This is a genomic window from Rhizorhabdus sp. GW822-FHT03C02 (assembly GCF_058801765.1).
Genome location: NZ_JBXANN010000001.1, coordinates 1,048,133 through 1,067,195, shown reverse-complemented (window position 1 = coordinate 1,067,195; position 19,063 = coordinate 1,048,133). Strand labels below are relative to the sequence as shown.

The 19,063-nt window shown below is 67.6% G+C and carries 13 protein-coding genes; 1 reads left to right on the top strand and 12 read right to left on the bottom strand.

Annotated elements, in window-relative coordinates:
• Window positions 1-2: 2 nt before the first annotated feature.
• The 11 genes from AC1RM6_RS04955 to AC1RM6_RS04905 form a co-directional block, all read right to left on the bottom strand.
• On the bottom strand, window positions 3-3,659 hold the full coding sequence (locus AC1RM6_RS04955) for a glycoside hydrolase domain-containing protein (RefSeq protein WP_493098655.1): 3,657 nt from the start codon (window positions 3,657-3,659) through the stop codon (window positions 3-5).
• The gene (locus AC1RM6_RS04950; RefSeq protein ID WP_493098653.1) at window positions 3,656-7,897 is read right to left on the bottom strand and encodes a baseplate J/gp47 family protein; all 4,242 of its coding nucleotides are present in this window, start codon (window positions 7,895-7,897) and stop codon (window positions 3,656-3,658) included. Before AC1RM6_RS04950 ends, AC1RM6_RS04955 begins: the two co-directional genes overlap by 4 nt.
• Window positions 7,894-8,379 (bottom strand): GPW/gp25 family protein, encoded by a 486-nt coding sequence (locus AC1RM6_RS04945; RefSeq protein WP_493098651.1) that lies wholly within the window; start codon window positions 8,377-8,379, stop codon window positions 7,894-7,896. The genes AC1RM6_RS04950 and AC1RM6_RS04945 overlap by 4 nt, the downstream gene beginning before the upstream one ends.
• Complete coding sequence (vgrG, locus tag AC1RM6_RS04940; protein ID WP_493098649.1) at window positions 8,376-10,106, bottom strand: type VI secretion system tip protein VgrG; 1,731 nt, start codon at window positions 10,104-10,106, stop codon at window positions 8,376-8,378. The genes AC1RM6_RS04945 and vgrG overlap by 4 nt, the downstream gene beginning before the upstream one ends.
• Window positions 10,103-10,807 (bottom strand): LysM peptidoglycan-binding domain-containing protein, encoded by a 705-nt coding sequence (locus AC1RM6_RS04935; RefSeq protein ID WP_493098647.1) that lies wholly within the window; start codon window positions 10,805-10,807, stop codon window positions 10,103-10,105. Before AC1RM6_RS04935 ends, vgrG begins: the two co-directional genes overlap by 4 nt.
• Before the next feature lies 1 nt (window position 10,808).
• A complete protein-coding gene (locus AC1RM6_RS04930) occupies window positions 10,809-10,994 on the bottom strand; it encodes a DUF5908 family protein (RefSeq protein WP_493098645.1) in 186 nt (61 codons plus the stop codon).
• A 32-nt stretch (window positions 10,995-11,026) separates the two neighbouring features.
• A complete protein-coding gene (locus AC1RM6_RS04925) occupies window positions 11,027-11,518 on the bottom strand; it encodes a phage tail protein (RefSeq protein WP_493098643.1) in 492 nt (163 codons plus the stop codon).
• 6 nt (window positions 11,519-11,524) lie between these two features.
• On the bottom strand, window positions 11,525-11,977 hold the full coding sequence (locus AC1RM6_RS04920) for a phage tail protein (RefSeq protein ID WP_493098641.1): 453 nt from the start codon (window positions 11,975-11,977) through the stop codon (window positions 11,525-11,527).
• Window positions 11,978-12,124: 147 nt separating this feature from the next.
• Window positions 12,125-13,891 carry a phage tail sheath C-terminal domain-containing protein gene (locus AC1RM6_RS04915; RefSeq protein WP_493098639.1) on the bottom strand — a complete coding sequence of 589 codons (1,767 nt, stop codon included), beginning with the start codon at window positions 13,889-13,891 and terminating at the stop codon, window positions 12,125-12,127.
• 139 nt (window positions 13,892-14,030) lie between these two features.
• Window positions 14,031-15,149, bottom strand: a complete 1,119-nt coding sequence (locus AC1RM6_RS04910) for a hypothetical protein (protein WP_493098637.1) — start codon at window positions 15,147-15,149, stop codon at window positions 14,031-14,033.
• Window positions 15,146-15,745, bottom strand: a complete 600-nt coding sequence (locus AC1RM6_RS04905) for a Pvc16 family protein (RefSeq protein WP_493099544.1) — start codon at window positions 15,743-15,745, stop codon at window positions 15,146-15,148. Before AC1RM6_RS04905 ends, AC1RM6_RS04910 begins: the two co-directional genes overlap by 4 nt.
• Before the next feature lie 592 nt (window positions 15,746-16,337).
• Here AC1RM6_RS04905 and AC1RM6_RS04900 point away from each other — a divergent pair.
• Entirely contained in the window at window positions 16,338-17,735 is a 1,398-nt protein-coding gene (locus AC1RM6_RS04900) for an MFS transporter (RefSeq protein ID WP_493098635.1), read from the top strand.
• A 3-nt stretch (window positions 17,736-17,738) separates the two neighbouring features.
• Here the strand turns inward: AC1RM6_RS04900 and AC1RM6_RS04895 are convergent, their stop codons facing one another.
• Entirely contained in the window at window positions 17,739-19,031 is a 1,293-nt protein-coding gene (locus tag AC1RM6_RS04895) for a glycosyl transferase (RefSeq protein WP_493098633.1), read from the bottom strand.
• Between the last annotated feature and the right edge of the window lie 32 nt (window positions 19,032-19,063).

Here is a 19,063-nt window from a genome sequence, read left to right as displayed (position 1 = left end):
CCTCACGATACCGGCACCATGCAGACCGGCGTCCGGTCATTATCGTCGGCCTGGACGGCGTCATGGTCATAGGCGACGCCGGCGATCACGAAAGCATCGTCGATCGTCTGCACCATGCAGAAGCCGAAGCCCTGGACATCGGGAACATTGCTGCCCGACTGCCAGAAATAGAGGCAATCGAGTTCGGTGCCCAATTGCGCCGAGGTCAGCCCGCAATTGGCCCCGACATAGAGCCCCGCGCGGAAGCCCGCCTTCTTCACCTCGGCGAACCAGGCGTTGCAATAACCGATGATATCGGACGAGGTCGCGTTCGCCGCCACGCCCTCGAGATCGAGCCACAGGCAGATGCCGCGCGGCAGGCCACACTCCAGCGCATTGCTGCTCGCCGCCGCACCATAGCTTTGCCCGAGCGCCGATGTCGGCTGCCATCCGCTCGACTGGACATGCTGGACCGCCATCAGCCCGAGCCCCGCCGAGAGGATGGTCCCGACCTCGGCGGCGCTAAGATCGCCGCTCTTCTGCGGGCTGGTCCTGGTGAGATAGCGGATCGCGAAACCGAACCCCGCGGCCTTGAACGCGGCGGCGCTGTCGGCGGTGAGCGGCGTGTTCGCATCGAATCCGGTCACCCCCGCGGGAATCGCGGCGATCCGCGCTGTCGGCGGGCGCTGTACTGGTGGGGTCGATGACGGAGACAGGGATAAAGGCGGCGGCGGCAATGGGGCGAGGCCGGCGGCCGCGCCCGACGCGGGTTGCGGATCGGACGGGCTTTCGGCTTCCTCCTTCCGCCCGCCGAACAGCCAGCCGATCAGCTTGCCCGCCGCCTTCAGCAGCAGCAGATGCGCCAGCAGGTTCAGCAGCCATTTGGCACCCGCGACGATCCCGGACAGGAGGCGTTGCCACCAAGCGGGTTCGGGGTCAGGCTCGACTGGCGGCTCGACGACGGGTGCGGTCGCCGGCGGATCGGGATCGGGTGCCGGCGCTGAAATCGGTTCGAGCGTCGCGGGCGGGATCGTCAGGGGAATCGACGAGGACGGGCCGGTCGGCACCGGCTCGTCGGACGATGGCGATGACGACGATGGCGGAGATGATGACGGTGGCGACGACGATGTTGGCGGCTCGGGCGCCGATGGCGACGGGCCGCCAACATCGACGGGCGGCTGCGGATCGCGATGGTGCAGCCCGGGCGTGTGCCGGGTCAGAAAGGCCTCGAGCCGCCGGCTGGTCTCCGCCAGCCGCACCCGGCTGTCGTGCCGCAGCGCACGCCGCCAGGCGAGGTAGAGACGCTCGAAATGGGCCAGATCCTCGCGATCGAGGAACAGACAGTCGAGCGCGATGTGCGCGGGCGTGTTCGCGCGCAATATGCCGGCCGCCTGCCGGCTCCAGCCATCGCCCTCCCCCTCGTCCTTGCTGCCGCCCCTGTCGTCCTTGTCGCCGTCCCCACCTCGCCGGTCGTGCCTGCCTTTCTCGTGCGCCGCCAGCACCGCGCTGACCCGGAAATTATAGCGGCAGGCCCTGTCATCGGGCTCGGGCATCGCATGGCGCAGCAGCACCCATTCGACCAGGTGCAGCGTCTTGCGCTGGGTGCGCGCGGCGGCGTGGCGCAGCGCGCGCATCACCCGCCGCGCCATGGCTTCGTCGGCCAGCTCGGCGATCAGCCACCAGCGCCCCCGGGCATCGCGGCACACCAGCACCAGCCCGTCGCCGTCGCGCCCGCCGCCGATCCGATAGGCGTCGGCCTCGCGCAATCCCGGCAGCAGATCGGCGGCGACGGTCTTTCCGGCCAGCGAGACCGGGCCCTCCTCCTCGTCCGCCTCCCCGTCGAGGCCATAATCTTCGTCGTCATCCTCGTCCTCGACCGGACGGAACAGGCTCTCGACCGTCGTCCAGGCATCGTCGGTCAGCCGGAGACCGAAGCTCGCCTCGTCGGGATCGACCACGGTGGCGGTGGCGCCGGCCGAATATTCGCGATCGAGCAGCCCCAGTTCGATCCGGCTGAGCAGTTCGGGGCCGGCCATCGCGCGCCGGTGATGATGCGCACGCAGATAATCGATGCCGCGCCCGCGATCGCGGGTCGCACCGGCGGCGCGACGCAGCAGGGTCTGCTTGGCGTCGATCTCGGCGGCGACTTCGGCCGCGCGAAGGCGCGGATCGGGCGACAGGCCGGTCGGGATCGCCAGGCGCAGGCCCAGGAAATCCAGCAGCATGTCGAGAATCTCGTTGCGCCGCGCCGCCACCGGATCGCTGTGCGCGATCAGTTCGGCCAGCCCCGTCTCATAGTCACGCTTCAGCAGCGGATGCGCGTCGGGCACGATCCGCGCGAGCGACTGCCAGGCATAGGTCGCGTCGCCGCCGGCCCGGATCGAGAACAGCTCGCGCACGAAGGCGAGCTGCGCGAAATAATCGGCGAGCAACTGGTCGAACGGCATCAGATAGCCCTTCAACTGCTTCGCCTGGGCCCGCCGGAACGGCGGCGCCCCGCCGGGCAGCCCGCCATCGCCGATGCCGTAGACGATCGGGAACTGGGTCTGCACCGAGGTATAGCTGGCCAGATCCCACCAGTTGCCGCGCGGTACCGCATAGGCCTGGGCATAGTCCTGACGCAGCGGCCATCGCTTTTGCCGGGCCCCGCGCAGCGCCGTCAGCTTGTGTCGCACCTGATCGGGATTCGGCGTGCAGCGCACATGATCGCGGAACATCGTGATCGAGAAGCGGGTGCCGCCGCGATCCTCGAACGGGGTCGTGCGCAGCCTCAGCATATGCCCGTCGGGGACGTCGATCGGGTCGGTGCCGGTAAAGGCGCCGTCGTGCCAGCGCAACCGCACCGCCAGGCCGTCGATCGTCAGCACGCTCGGAACCTCGGACAGGACCTCGGCAAGTCCCTCCGCGGTGAAGCTGCGCGGACGCGGCGCGAGCTGATCGTCGGCGATGAAGCCGTTGAGCATCAGCGGCCCCGAAAACACGTCGGTCGTAGCATCGTGCAGCGCCTGCCACGCCGCGAGCGAGAGATAGGAGGGTTCGGGCGCCAGCGCCAACTCGATCGCGAACAGCGCCTCGGCCAGCGCATCCGAAGGATCGGTCCGGTGCGCGATCTCGATCCGCGCCTTGACGACGGTCTCGATCGGCGCGAGCACGGTGATCGTGCCGATATCCTCGCACAGGGCGCGATGCGCGACGTAGCAGCGCCGCACATCGGCGGCGAGCGCATCATGATCGCGCACATCATGGGCCGCCTGCACCGCGACCTCGTAGAGCCCCGACAGCCGGCAATCGCCGTCGGGATCTTCGACCGGCGTCAGCCAGATATTGGCGACCCCGGGGATCCGGTCGATCAGCAGCCGGCGCAGGTCGGCGACCGTCACCGGATTGCACGGCAGGATCGACCAGGCCGGATAGAGCCCGTGGCGCGCGAGCTGCAACCGGCTGCCATCGGGATCGGCGAGCAGGTCGGCCACCGGCAGCGATGCGCGATAGGGAAGCTCGGTCAGCGCATAAGCGAGTTGCTCGATGATGGTGACGCCGGGGTCGGAGAAATTATAGTCGGTCCAGACGTCGCCGGCCATCCGCTGCACCAGCGCGATCGCCTCGGTCCTGAGCGCGATATAGGCCGCGCCCGGTTCGGTCTCGGCCGCGCGGCTGATGGTGCCTGGGCTATCGGTCATCGGACCTCGACCCGCTGGCCGCCATGGTCGTCGACCGGCGGCGTGAATGGCTCCAGTCTGTGGGTCTGCGCCGAGGTGTAATAATAATAATAGTCGTTGTCGCCGGGATCGCTGTCATAGCCGAGCGTCAGGCTGACGATCCCCTTCACATATGGGCGCCGCCGCACGAATTCGGCGATCGCCTGGCGCGTCCAGTAATCGGACCCGCGATACCCCAGCGCCGCGTCGGGCCAGGGCGACAGCCAGCTCGTCAGCTCCTTCTGCAGCCGCGCGATCCACCCGGCGGGGGTGTCATCGGCGCTGAACACCAGGGTCGCCGTCACCTGGATACGCCGCCAGGGCGGATTGGTCACCGTCAGCCGCGCGAACGGGCTCGCGATCGCCGATACGAGTTCGCCGATCTGGGTCAGCGTGCCGGGATCGACCAAAGGCGCGGTCGGATCCGCGATATTGGGAGTCTGCGGCCCCGCGACCGCGACCAGCCATATCCTGCCCGGCGCCGATCGGCCGGTGATCTCGTCGGTGGCCGGGATCACCGCCAGCTGCCACAGCGTCGGCACCGCCGCGAGCACCAGCCGGGCATAATCGTCGCCCGCGATCGCCCGCCCCTTATGGTGTAGCTGTTCGGCCATCCACTGGTCGAAATCGCGGCCGGTTGCCGGCGGTACGCCGCCGAAGCTCTGCATCGGCTGGTCGATGCTCGCAATACCGGCCAGGGCGACCTGGCTCTGGCTGATCGTACCCGGCGGCAGCGGCACCGCCAGCGTGTCGGCCCCGGCCGGCGGCTCCCAGACCACGGTCACCGCATTGGCGGTAACGCTGCTGATATAGGCGGCGTTGGTGCTGCCATGTTCGAGCACCACCCGCAGATTCTGCGAGACGTCCAGGAAATCATGCTGCGAGGTCGCGATCTGCAACGAGACCAGCCCGGTGTTGCGCAGGCCGTTGGTGCTGTCCTCGATCAGCGCGACCTCGATCCAGACATCGTCGATCTCCTTCTCCCAGCGCAGCTCGCTCGCAGCCGCCGACCAGCCATGCGGGCCGGCCTCGAGCACGAACAGCAAGGTGATCGCGTCGACCGGGGCCGACAGGTCGATATGCAGCGCCGCCTCGCCGTCCTGGGGCGGCAGCAGCCAGGTTTCCGAGGTCGGGCGGATATCCTTCGCCACCACCGAATGCGGCGCCGAGACCTTGTGGAACGGGTTGAGATGGCGGTACGGCCGGGTCGCGCGCGCCGGATCGCGCAGTTGCAGCACGCGGTCGCTGATCGCATCGCCGGGATCGACCGACTGCGCCGCGGCGTCGACCTCGGCCGGCAGCGCGAACTCGCCGCTCCACTGCCGGACATCCGACGCCGCATAGTCGATCCCCACCGCCGACGCCGTCGGCAGCCAGGGCGGATTGGGCAGGATCGGCGGCAACACCAGCAGTTGCAGCGCGGCCGAGGCCGACTGCAGCGCCGCCGAGACCTGCGGCCGCGCCGACGCGATCGGCTGCTTGGCCACCCCCGTCCAGGCGGTGGAGAGCGCCGCGGCCTGCGTCAGCAGCGCATCGGCGCGATCGAGCGACGGGTTGGCGCCGTTCGTGGTCAGGGCAGCGCGGTGGCCGGCGGACCAGTTCTGCAGGCTGGTGGTGATGCCGGCATCGTCGATCGTCTTGCGCCCGCCCGGGCTGACCGCGGCGGTCAGCGCCGTACGCCATGTCGCCTGGTCGGCGGCGTCGGCGCCGCTCGCCGCGATCGCCGCCTGGCAGGCGGTCAGCGCATCGGCATTGAGCGCGGCCACGACGGTCTGGATCGCCGCCCCGACAGTGGCGGCATAGGTCTTGGAGGTCGCGCCGGCATTGGCGGCGCGCGCCGCCGTCAGCCGGGTCTCGGTATCGTCGCCGCTGCGCGCCTGCGCGGCGGCGGCGTTGGCGGCCGAGGCCGCCATCAGGTTGCGCGCATAAAGCGTATCGCCGAAGCCGTCGTCGGGCCCGAGCAGGGTCAGTTTCAGCGCGTTGGCGGTCGGGTCGAAATAGGACGGCTCGGGCGCCGCCACGATCTTCTGCACCGCGAGCAGCGAGCGGGGCTCGACCGGCGCCGACGGCGCCGGACGGTCGAGCCCGTTGCCGTAGCGATCGGTCCGGAACAGATAGAGCGACTGGCCCTGGTCGAGCGTCCAGCGCGCCTGCCCGGTCAGGCCGAAGCCGACGCGAAAGCTGCTATTGTCGAACAGCCCGCCCGGCGCGGTCTGGCCGTCGCCGTCGATGACATAATCCTGGTACCAGCCGGCGAAGCCGGTGCTGTTGGCGGGCCGGCCCGCCCAGTCGATCGTCAGCGCGAGCCGGGCGGGCACCTTCACGAACAGTTCGGGCGCCGACAGCGTGAAGCTCGCCCCCTTGGGTGGGGCCAGCCCGAACAGCGCGAAATCATGGGTGGGGTCGATCACACCCGCCGAACTGGCCATTTGCGGCGGCACCAGCCCATCGACGGTGACCGCGACGGTGACGGTGGCGACCTTGATCTCTGCGAGGATCTTGTAGGCGCTGCGCGTCACCGACACCCCCGCGGTCAGCGATCCCGGCGGCCCGGCGGGGTGGTCGAGCAACTGGGCGATCATCGTCGGTTCGTCCGTCAGCTCGGGATAGGCGCTGGCCGGCAGCGTCGGCGTCGGCGCCCCCGGTCCCGGCTTGGTCGAGGTCGCGACCAGCGGCGGCGCGCCGGGCGGCAGTTCGAAGGCGAACACCAGCGCCTGGGCGCCCTCGGCGTTGCGGCGCACCGCCTGGAAATGCGCGCGCTCGATCGTCATCCAGCCGCCCGCGGTCGAATAGCTCAGGCTGAACCACAGCCCGGTCGGCGCGTCGCCGTCCTCGAGCAGCCGGGTTCCCGCCGCCGTCAGCGCTTCGACGATCGTCGGCGTGACCTCCGGAACCGCCGCGACCGCCATGAGCGCCGGCGCCGCGAGACTCTTCACTGGTTCGGCGACGAGCGCGACCGGTGGCGGCGGCGCAGGCGCCGGTTCGGGCTCGGGCTCGGGCGCGGAAAGCGCGACGGGCGCGATCGCGGGCACCACCGCCGCGGTCGATGCCGGCGGCGGCGCGGAGGCCAGGGTGATCTTGATATGGCGGTCGCCGCCGGTCAGCATCAGCGACGGGCTCGACACGATGAAGCCGATGCTCGCCGACTGCATCATCAGCGCGCCGAAATCGCCGGGATGATCGCCGCCGAATGCCGGAAAGGCGCCGCCGCCGGGCGGGTTCGGCGCGACGACCCCGCTCAGCACGCCATTGTCGTCGGTCACCCGGCGCACCCTGAGCGCGGTGACGGTCGCGGGCACCACCGCCAGCGACGAGCGCGCGGCATAGAGGATCGGATCGCCGGCGGCGTCGGTGCCGGCGAGGAAGGCCGTCCCCTTCGGCACCGATGCCGAGGCGACCCCGGCGGTCGGGGTGAAGGTGAGATAGGCCTGTGCCGGCACCGCCTCGCGGCTGCTCTGCCGCAGCACGTCGCCATAATAGAAATCGAGCAGCCGGCGGGGAAAACCGTTCATCCGGTGCCGCGCCTGCTCGTACAGTTCGACGAACGCGTTCCACAGCGCCGCCTGCGGGGCATGGCCGCGACCGTGCAGCGACGTCTCGATCTCGGCGCGGGCGGCCTCGGCGGCATCCTCGAGTTCGGCCAGCAGCGCCGAGGCGATCTCCTCGAGCAGTTCGAGGTCGCGCAGAAACCAGTCGCGATGATCGCTGCGGCGCTGGTGATGGCGGTGCAGATCGCCGAGCGGCCCCGCGACCCGGTCGCGGCGGTCGCGCCCGGCGATCAGGGTCAGCTGCAGGGTGACGTCCGCCTCCTCCTCGCCGCCGCCGTCGGCGCCCTCCCCGTCGAGGATGACCAACAGCCGGATGACGACGCGATGCGCGCGCCGGACATGAGCATGGCGCGCCTCGGCGGCTTCGGCGGCGCGGGCCTCGGCGATCAGCAGCCGCAGCGCCGCCTCGATCTCGGGCAGGTCGAGCGCCGCACGCACCGCCGCCGACACCGTCCGGTCACCCGCGAAAAAGGCCGACCAGTCGCCCTGCGGCTGGTCGGCAATGTCGTAGAAGCGGATCAGCGCCCCATAGCGCGCGGCAAAGGCCAGCAGTTCGGCCCTGCTGCGGCCGTCGACCGCCACCGCCTGCGGCCTCGGCGCCTGGACGAACCGGTCGCGCTGGCTGAGCGCACCGTTGAGCAGCCGCGGCGAACGGAGCGGATCGGCGCTCATCCGGTCGACGTCCGCAAAGTCGCCTCGCGCCGGTCGAACGGATAGACCAGATTGCTGCGGGTGTTGGTCTGGATGATGCGATAGTCGATATCGATGGCGAGCCAGCCCGACCCGTCGAGGCTCTCGTTGACCACGACCTTCTCGACGATCACCCGCGGTTCCCATTCGAGGATCGCGTTGCTGACCATGTTGGCGATCGCCGCGGCGGTGGTCGGGGTCAGCGCGGTGAACACCTTCGACCACAGGTCGCAGCCATAGGTCGCCAGCATGATCCGCTCGCCCAGCCCGGTCGACAGCAGCACCCACAGGCTTTCGCGAATGTCGCGCTCGCCGCTCGCCATCACCACCTGCGCGCTGACATGGTTGAAGGTCGGCGGAAAGGTCCAGCCACAGCCGAGGAACGACGGATAGGCATCGTCCGCCGGTACCGGCAGCGCCGATCCGCGGGCGTTCGGACGGCGGACCAGCGGACCGCCGCTCATGGGTTCAGCGCCACGGTGGCGCCCTTGATCTGGACCATGCCGGTCGACTTGAGCTGCGCCGAGCTGTTGCCGCTCGCGGTCAGCGCATTGTCGGCGGTCAGCGTGATCGATCCGGTCGCGGTGATCGCGATGTCGCTGGCGCTCTTGAGTTCGATCCCGCTGGTGCCCAGCGTGACGCTGTTGCCGTTCATGTCGGTCAGCACGATCGATTTCTCGGTGTCGTTGACGACGATCGTCTGCGCGCCGGGGGTCACGATCTGGACGGCCTTGCTGTCCTCGAGAAAGTCGATGTGCATCAGCGCGCGCGACATGATGCTCTTGGTGTTGTTCTCGGCCGCGGGGGTGAAGGGCGGCACGTTGGTCTTGCTGTAGAGCGACCCCAGCACCACCGGATAGCGCGGGTCGCCGCTCAGGAAACCGACCACGACCTCGTCGTTCACCTCGGGGTAGAAGAACGCCCCGAAGCCGTTCGACGCGTAGAAGCCGCCGAACCGCGCCCAGATCCCGTTCTCGGCCTGCAGCAGCGGCAGCATCACCAGCACCCGATATTCGCCGTCGGGATCGGTATCGATCTGCTTGACGGTGCCGGCCTGGAGATTGTGGATCGGCGGCAGTTGGCCCGAGGCCCCCGGCGCGCTGACCTGCGGCGCCACCGCCGCGAACCAGTTCGGCGACAGGCCGAGTTCGACGGTGGTGCGCCACAGCCCGTCGGCGAGGCGGTGATGGACCTCCGAGACCCAGGCATTGCCGTTGAACCGCGCGCCCAGCCCCGCCAGCGTCACCGTCGCGCCGGGCACCGCCAGCGCGCTGCCCTGGAACCGCACCGTTCCGCGGATCTTGGCGAGCTGGGCTTTCATCAGCTCGGCCGACGACCATTGGGTCAGCTCGTCGGCCACCATCTCGCCCGCGCTCTGCTGGACATAGGCCGAAACGCCGAACACCTTGGCCAGCGTGGCGGAATCGATATTGCCGGGGGTGGTGATGCTCGCCTGGGCGCTGCTCGACTGGGCCAGCGCCTGGGTCGCCGGGTCCCAGGCGAAGCTCTGGATCGCGCTCGGCGCATATTGGGTCGAGGCGTCCATGTCGGCGCGGAAATCGAGGATCGACGCGCCGAAGGTCAGGGTCAGCACCGGCGAGCTGCCGGTGTCGGGCGGTGCTACCGTCACCGTGTCGCCGGCGGCGATCACCACCATCCCGCTCGCCTGCGCGCGCAGGATCAGCAGGTCCCACGGCGTCGCATAATATTGGACGATCGCCTCATGGGTGGTGCTGGTCGAGGTGACCTTGGCGGTCAGCCCCGCCGCGCCAATCAACTGCTCGCACAGCGCGCTGTCGGTGATATTCTGGAACACCGCATTGCCGCGGGCCAGCGCCATCGCCATCGCCATGCTGGTCGCCTCGACCACCAGCCGCGGCGGCCCGTTGATCGAGACATCGAGCCCCTGGCGGTGGACGACCCCCGAAAATATCTCACTGGTCTGCCCGTCATAGCCGAGCGCGATCGTCACCGCCGCGCCCGGGGTCAGCACCGTTGAATCGCTGATCGGGAAATCGCCCTCGCCCGCGCTGCCGTCCGATATCACGATGCGTGCCTTGGGCAGGCGGTTGGCCCCGGTCCACACGTCGATCGACACGATCTGCACCGATCCCGCCAGCGCGGTGCCGTCGCTGGTCACGGTGAAGCCGACCGCGCTGGTCGCAAGATCGACCGGTGACGGCGCGGTCATGACGCGGTGCCGCTGAGCGGCGGAAACAGCAGCTCGGTGCCCGGCGGCACGTTGCGGAAGCTCAGCAGCCGGTTGAACCGCGCGACCTTGGCATAATAGCCGCTCTGCCCATAGATGCGGTGGCACAACGCCGGCAGCGTGTCGCCCGCGACCACGGTGACGATATGGGTGAGGTCGGGCGAGTTCAGCCCGGCCGCCTTGGCGAGCATGGTCTCGCTGGTATAGGCCTTGAACGCCACCGACATCTTGGCGCGCAGCGGGGTGCCGTCGGGGCGGAACAGCGTGAAGTCGATCTTCATGCTGGTCAGCACCCCGGCGAACTGCAGCCCCGCCCAGCCGACGACCAGGAAATTGGGGGTATGGATGTCGCCGTTGACGGTGGCGATCAGCGCGACGAAATCGTTGATGATCTCGGTGACGCCATTGTCGTAGCTCTGGCCGGTCGGCACCGGAATCACCCCGGTCGCGTCGAAGATCAGGTCGAAGCTCAGTTCGGCCTCGCCGACCCGGTTGAACTCGGGCGATCCGCCGGCGCTGCCCTGCGCCTGGCGGTCGTTATATTTGACGGTGCGGGTGTAATTATAGCTGGCCGGGTTGATCCAGGCGGTGAACGGGTTGTTGTCGCCCGGCACCTGCGACTGAAATTTGGGATCGCTATAGGCGGTGATGATCATCTTGCCCGGCTGGTCGCCCGTCGGCATGTCAGCGGTCCCCCATCAGGCGCAGCGCGGCGATCACGTCCTGGACGCAGCGGCGCACCAGCTCGTCGATCTCGTGCGGGCTGAGCGCCGCCGCCGGACGGTCGTCGGCGGACGGGTCGGACGGCCGCGCCGCGGCGGGCTCGCCGACCGCCAGCCTGATGCTGATTTCGCTGATTTCCAGAGCCATGATCGATCTTCCCGGGCGGCGCCCGACCCTGTTCAGCCCGTCGCCGCCCGCGCCGCGCTGGTGACCGTGGTGTAGGACAGCTCGAGCGACTGGGTGAGAACCTTCGACGAGTTGGTCGAATCGAACGGGCCGACCTCCCACTTCACCGGCCAGGCGTTGAGGAAGGTCCAGGTGGCCAGCGCCTTGCCGTCGGGACCGAGCAGGAACACGCTGATCGTCTTGGTGACGATCGGCGTGCCATAGGACGATCCGACGCTCTGCCCCGCCCAGTCGGCGAGCGCCGACTTCTGCACGACATAGCCCCGCTTCATCACCAGGTTCGAATGTTTGGTCGCCCCGGGCAATTGATGGACATAGGCGTTGAGCCCGCCCTCGACGACCTCCTGGAGATCGACCTTCGAATCGATCCCCGACACTTCCTGGAAGCTGGCGTCGATATTGCCCGACAGCACCGGTGACGATGCCGCCGCGATCCCCACCGAAAAGGCGAAGGCGGGAGGCGGATAATATTTCGTCGCCGGCATGTCGGATCATCCGCCCATCGTGATGCTCATCGTCTCGTACGCGACCTCGATGCTCTCGACCGCGACCTCGTTGCCGTCCGATTTCATGTCGGTGCCCGACAATTTGGTCGGAAAGGCGTTGTTGAGCTGCCACATATATTGGGCGGTGCCGGTCTGATCCATCAGGTTCACGACGATCGTCGATCGCGCGATCGTGTTCATCGTGATCGACTTGAACCAGGTCCACAGGATCTGGTCGGTCACGAAGATGCCCTTCTTCATCGTGATGTTGCCGACCTTGGCGAGCCCCGGCATCTTGATCGGGGCGAAGATACCGCTGTTGCCGGCCCGATATTCGATCACCTGGACCTCGGTTTCCAGGCCCGATACTTCCTGGAACACCGGGTTTCCGGGCATGCCGGTCACCGAAAAATAGAATTTGGGCAACGGCCAGGTGGTGTTCTGCGTCTCTCCGGTCATGATGCAGTCCTCGGCTGGAGTGATGTCGAGGCAGATGAAGAACTGCCGGCTCGAACATCACGGAAATCAAAGGATATTCGGACGGGATCCGATCAATTCGAAACGGATCCGGTCCGGGGCGGAAAGGGATCGGCGTCGGGCGCCGGGTCAGCTCCCCATCGTCTGGGTGAAGGTCAGTTCGATGAACTCGGCAGGATGGATCAGCTGCAGCGTGACCGCGACGATCATATAGCCGTTGAGGACATCCTGGGCGGTCATCGTCGAACCCAGCCCGACCGACACGGTGAAGGCGTCGCTGGGCTTGGCCCCCATCAATCCGCCCCGCTGCCACAGATCGGTCAGGAAGCTTGAGATCGCGGCGCTCACCGTCGACCAGGTCAGCGAGTCGTTGGCGGCGAACACATAGGGTGCCAGCGCCTGCTGGATCGACTGCTCGATATAGATCAGCGTGCGCCGCACCTGGATATAGCGATAGTCGAGGCTGTTGCCGTCAAGCGTGCGCGCACCCCACACGACATTGCCGCGGCTCGGCTGCGCGCGGATGATGTTGATCGCCTGGCCGTTGACCGGCACGTTGAACCCGCCCTGGTCGGCGTCGCTCATGATGTAGAGCGGCGACACCGCCGAGGCGAGCGCGATATTGGCCGGCGCGTTCCACACGCCGTTGCGTGAATCGCTCGCCGCCCAGACCCCGGCGGCGAACGGGCTGACCGGCAATATGTTCATCGCCGCCGCGACCAGCGTCTCGATCTGCTTGAACACCGGCAGCGTGCTCAGCAGGAAATTGTCGAGCGCCAGCTCCCATTCGGCGAGCGTCTGATTCTGGATCGTCGGATAGCCGCTACCGCTGAGCGAATATTGCGCCCCTTTGGCGCTCACCGGAAAGGCGGTCGCGATCGCGGCCTGCACGCTGGTCAGCGCCGCACCCGAATAGAGCTGGGCCGCCTGGGTGGTCAGGATGTTGTTGATCGTCGCGTTGTTGCCGCTGGCGTCGACCAGGTTGGTGTAGAGGATGTTGCTGGGCGACACCACCGCCGCGTTGATCGCGGGCGCATAGACCGCGCCATAGCTGGCGCCCGAGATCGCCGGCGCGATCGCGGTGGCCAGGTTGGTCTGCGCCGCCTCGAGCAGCGTCAGCGTGTTGGCCGACAGCACCCCCGGCGGATCGATGATCGCGACCCGGTCCTTGAGCACCGATGCCTGGCTGAGCATCGTCGTGACCACATTGCCATAGTCCGACGCTCCGAGCAGGCAGGCCTCGGGAACCACGGTCATGGTCGGCCCGGTGGCATAGCCCGCGGCGAGCACGCCATTGGCGAGCGGCGTGCCGCCGATGCTGTCGAGAAACCATTGCGCGGTCGGGGTCGGGGTGCTGGTCGGGCTCTGCCCGACCCAGTAGCTGCCGACCGACAGGACGTAGCACTGGCTGCCGCCATTGGCGAAGAAGGCCTGCATTGCCCAATAGAGGTTGAACTGGGTGATCTCGCCGGCCTCGGCGGTCGACTGCAGCGAAAAGGGCGTGATCGCCGCGGTACCGGTCGCCGGCACATAGGAGGCGTAGAAGGCGGGGACCTCGGTCGACGCGATCGAACCCGACGACGCACTGCCGCTGCCGCTCGCGCCCGAACCGCTTCCCGACGGCGGATTGGGGTTGCCGATCGGCGCGACCGCGAAGCCCGCCGGCGCGGCGCCGCCGAAATATTGGCCATATTCCATCATCGACGAAATCGGCACCGGCTGATTGTACAGCGGCGCGCCGGTGGTCGGATCGCCGGCGAATTCGGTATAGCCGATGAAGATCGGCACCGCGGTCGCGACCCCGACGATCCCCGTGCCGAACGCGTCGATCTCGGTCGTGTAGACGCCCGGCGTCACGCGCGCGAGATAGGAGCTTGTTGCAGTCACGATCGACATTGGCATCTTCCTTTGTGACTAGAATGACTGTGGCAGGCGGAACCGCCCGGCAACTTCGAAATCACGTATATCCAGCGCGACGATGATCGGAGGCTGGGATGCGGCGGCACCGCTTCGGGGCGTTTCCTTGCTTGAACGGTCATAGATAGACGAAGATTTCGGACGTGCCGGCCAGCGCCTGGCCGGCGGCCGGCCACACCGGCGCGGTCGGCGCATTGGGCAGCCGGGCGATATGGATGTCGTCGCGCTGGCCGTTGCCGCCATGGCCCTGCCCCGACAGGCTGTAGCGGACCGACATCTGCTGCGACAGCGCCAGCGGCCGGGTCGCGGTGAACAAAGTCGCGCTGTCGCCATTGGGCAGGATCGCCGGCGCCCTGGTGAAGCGCATCCCGCCCCCGGTGATCGCGAGTTCCTCGGCCGATCGCGCCGCCTGCCCGGCCACGACATAATAGCGCCAATAGGTCTCGCGCGCATCGAAGCGCAGCGTCAGGTCGACCGGCGCGATCGTCGCGCCGTCGGCGGAAACCGGAAAGGCGGCCGGATCGCCGCTGCCGTCCGCGGGCTGCACCAGCAGGAGATCGAGCAGGCCCGTAGCGGCCGGCGGCGGCGGCATATAGGCCAGCGCCGCCGGGCCGCGATAGGCGCGCACGGGCACCGCGGACAGCGTATAGAGCCCATAATCGAGACCGGCGAACGACAGCGTCGCCGCCGCGCCGGGCGCGACGGCGACGCTGGCGACCGGCTTGCCGGCGATATCATGAGCGGTGACGGTCCCGGCGACCGGCGAAGACAGCGCGATCGTGGCACCGGTGATCGGCACCAGCGCATCGGCGCCGACCGCGGCACCCGCACCGAAACGGCGCGCCGGCCCGACGCCGTTGGTCGCAAGATTGCTGCCATGGATGATCGTGCGCATCGGCGAGGTCTCGATCGGCAGCGCGGTGAAGCCTACGAACGCCGGATTTTTCAGGACCAGCATGATGCCGAGGCGCGCGGCGCCGTTCGTGGCGAGCGCGTTGGCCAGCGCCGCGCGGCGCGTGCCCGGCATCGTCACCATGAAACCGTCGCCCTGGTCGTGGACGGTGATGCGCACCGACTGCATCAACGTGGCGCTGTCGGGGGTCGGGAGGATCGAGAAATCGGGGCAGCGATCGCCATTGGCGTTATAATAGCCATGGGCGAAGCGCACCCGGAACAGGGTGATGCGCGGCTGGACCGTCGCAGGCGTCGCCGCCTGCGCCTTGCGCGGGCGCGTCATGACGCGGTCAGCGCGGTGTCGCCGACCGCCACCGGATAGGCGCGTGCCAGCATCGCCGAAGACGCGAACGGGATCATCCGCAGCTGGTAGAAAGCGCTCGGCAGATAGCGGGTACCGAGCATGCTCATGACATAGTTGACGTCGACCGGCGTAAGATTTTCGAGATCGAGCGTCAGCTTGTCGATCTCGGGTGCGAGATCGGGTGCATTTTGTGGTGTAAACACCTGTGTCTGCTGAAAAAAACTGATCAGCCGCGATAAAGCGGCAAGACCATCGGGATAACTGCGCTCGATGAAGTTCGCCATGAAGACCAGATGGACATCGAGATATATCGGCGGCGCAACGACAGCCAATCCGTTAAGCGGATCGCCACCGGCCTGGCGCGATAATACTGGCGCATAGCTGCTTGCGAAAGATTCGCGTGTGATGTTGTAAACACTCATCACAATCCTGCCCCGAGTCGCCTGATTTATTGATCCATCATGGTCAACGATACTTGTCAGCGAGACCCAATCATCCGGTCGCCGATCGATATTATTGAGATGTGTGTTTGCTAGACCACAGATTGTCTGAAGGACATTTCTCAGTAAGTCCATGATTCGAAAGATGCGACTCGATCGACTTTCCGTCAACAGGATTCTTTCGGCATGAGGATTCATACCGAAACGAGAGCATCTTCAATATGTGATGATTTATAACAATTTTGATTGCCACCGGATTTTTTCATTCATGAAATAAACTGGAAGCAATTATGACACCAACTTTAACAATCAGATTCTTTCCCTATAATCAATAACTTATTTTCAACCACCGGATGCTCGAGACGCCGCGCCGATGCGCGCCTCATGGCGCAACCCCCTTGACTCGCGCTATCAGATATTTCCCGCATCTCACCGAAATGGATCAGTTTTTTCCGTGGGCATGGTCGACCGACCCGCTTGTGAGCGCTTTCAAAGGCCGGCATTCCGCACGACCGCAACCGCGATCCCGATCGCCGATGCGCGCTTCCGTCGCTTTCGGCGGCGATAGAGTCTCTTTCTTGCCCGCCACCCTCTTGTCTACCACGCTGCTTATATCGACGGGCAACCGGTGCGACCCGGCATCGGTGGGACCCGTGGTGACGCATCGACACCCCCGGCTTTCGCGCGGTGGGGATGATCGGGCACAGGGGCGCGAGGAGGCTGAGCCATGGCAACGACCATTTCGGGGACATCCTCGCCTTCGGCGGCGGCCGACGCCCCGCCCGGCCCGCTGCCGACCACACGGCTGGTCCGCTTCGCCGCGATCCTGCTGCCGATCACCGCCGCACAGCTGCCGATCGGGGTCTATCTGCCGACGCTCTACGCCCAGCATTTCGGCCTCTCGCTGACGATGCTCGGTACGATCTTCCTCGCCGAACGGATCTGGGGGACGGTCGCCGATCCGATCGTCGGCCTGCTCAGCGACCGCAGCCATGGCCGCCATGGCCGCCGCAAGCCGTGGATCGTCGCGGGTGCCGCGCTCTATGCGGTCGCGACGATCTTCCTGTTCTTCCCGTTCCTGCCGGTGACCCCGCTCTATCTCGCGGCGGCGCTGTTCGCCTTCTATCTCGCTTGGTCGATGATCTACATTCCCTATCTCGCCTGGTCGGGCGAGGTGTCGGGCGAATATCATGAGCGTACCCGGGTGGCGACGGTGCAGACCGTCGTCTCGGCGGTGGCGCTGCTGCTGATCCTGGTGCTGCCGACCCTGATCGATCAGCTGCGTCCCAACGACGCCGCGCTCAAACTCTATGCGATGGGCGGGGTGATCCTGCTGACGCTGCCGCCGACCCTGCTGCTCAGCCTGCGCGCCTTTCCCGAACCCCGCATCCCTGCCACGCCCGCACGGCCGCGCATGCCGTTCGGCACCGCATCGCGGCTGATCCTGCGCGAAGGGCCACTGGTGCGGGTGCTGCTGTCCGATTTCGCGGTCTCGGTCGGCCAGGGCATGCGCGGCGGACTGATCGTCTTCTATGTCAGCTATTATGTCGGGCTGCCGAAATGGGCGAGCGGCCTCTATCTCGCGCAATTCCTGTTCGGCATCGTCGCCGGCCCGATCTGGGCGGTGGTGGCGCGCCGGCTGGGCAAGCACCGCACCGCGGTCGTCGCCGAGCTGCTCCAGGCCGGCATCAACCTCGCGCTGCTGCTCGTCCAGCCGGGCCAGATCGCGCTGCTGCTGATCCTCACCGTCGCGCAGGGGCTCGCGCAGGGTTCGGGCAATCTGATGCTGCGCTCGATGGTCGCCGACGTCGCCGACCGCCATCGGCTCGCCACCGGCACCGACCGCGCCGCCTTGTTCTTCTCGGTGTTCAGCATCTCGCAAAAGGCCGGCATGGCCGCCGCGATCGGCATCGCCCTGCCGCTGGTCGCCTGGTTTGGCTTCGATCCGGTCAAGCCCAATGCGCCGGCGGCGCTCCAGGGGCTCGCGCTGGTGTTCGCGCTCGGCCCCGCGATCGCGCACAGCATCTCGGCGGCGCTCATCCACGGCTTCCCGATCGACCGGGCCCGCCACGCCGAGATCCGCCGCGCGCTCGACGCACGAGATGCACGAACCGACGCGAGTTGAGATCTATCCCGCCGCGGACGTCGCCTGTGGCCCTGCCCGCCACGCCTGCCAGCGCGTCCAGCCCCACCAGGCCGCCGCCATCATCAGGAACGGCATCGCCGGCGCATGGAAGCGCGACTGGCCCGAAAAGACGATCGCGATCGCGGTGATGAAGCCGGGGAACAGGAACAGCATCGCCTCGCCGGGCATCGCGCGCCGCACGATCAGCCTGTGGCAGGCCGCGACGAAGCCGCACAGCGCCAGCGCGAGGATCGCCAGATAGAGGAGTTCGTCGGCGATCCGCACGACCCGGATCGCCCGCGCGGCCCCGGGGAACTGCATCTCATAGGCCCAGGCCGCCTCGCCGTCGGTCAGCCACAGCCCGGCGAGCTTGCGCGGGATCAGCGCGGCGAAGGCGCCGGGATGCTCGCGGATCCATTGCCAGCCGAGCGCCTTGGCGCGGTGGTCATATTCGAGCTGGCGCAGCGTCCGCTGGTCCCTCGGTACGCCGGTCCGCGCATAGACCCGCTCGATCGCCGGCACCTCGGCATCGTTGATATAGCCGCCGGTCGCCAGGTCGTTGTTGCCGTTGAGCAGGGTCGCGCCGCCATTGGTCGAGACCATCACCGGTTCGCCGAACAGCCGATAGTTGCGGATCGTCCAGGGCGCGATCACCGCGAACATCGCGACATGGAGCAGCAGCGCCCGCGCGACGATCCCGCGCCAGCCGATGCCGGGCCGCATCGCCCACAGCAGCAGCAGCGCCGGCAACGGCAGCACATAGGACTGCGCCTTGATCAGGGTCGCGATCCCGAACAGCACCCCCGACAGGATCGCGAAGGACCAGCGGCGGTCGATCAGCAGCACCAGCCCCCACAGCAGCAGCGGGGCATAGGGGCCCTCGCTGGCGAACTGGGGGGCGTAGAAGATCGCATTGGGGTAGATCGCCCATAGCAGCAGCGCCACGACAGTCGCGGGCCGCGGCATGCCCAGCCGGTCGCCCAGCGCGACCATCCCCCACCCCGTCGCCGCCGCGAACAGAAGATTGGCGATCAGCGGCGCCGCGACATCGCTGCCGGTGATCGCGATGATCGCGGCGAGGATCGCCGGATAGCCGACCGGCCAATAGGCGGTGGGAATGCCCGCATCGACATAGCCGAGACCCGCGGCGAGTTCGCGTCCGCGATCGAGATACCAGACATAATCGGAGATCGGATCGACCGGGAACAGCAGGATCGCCAGCCCCCGTAACGCGAGCCCGAGCAGGATGATCGCGATCGGCAGGCGGTGATGCACGAACCGGTCGGCAGGACGCATAGGTTGGTGATCCAGAACCATATCCGGGTCCC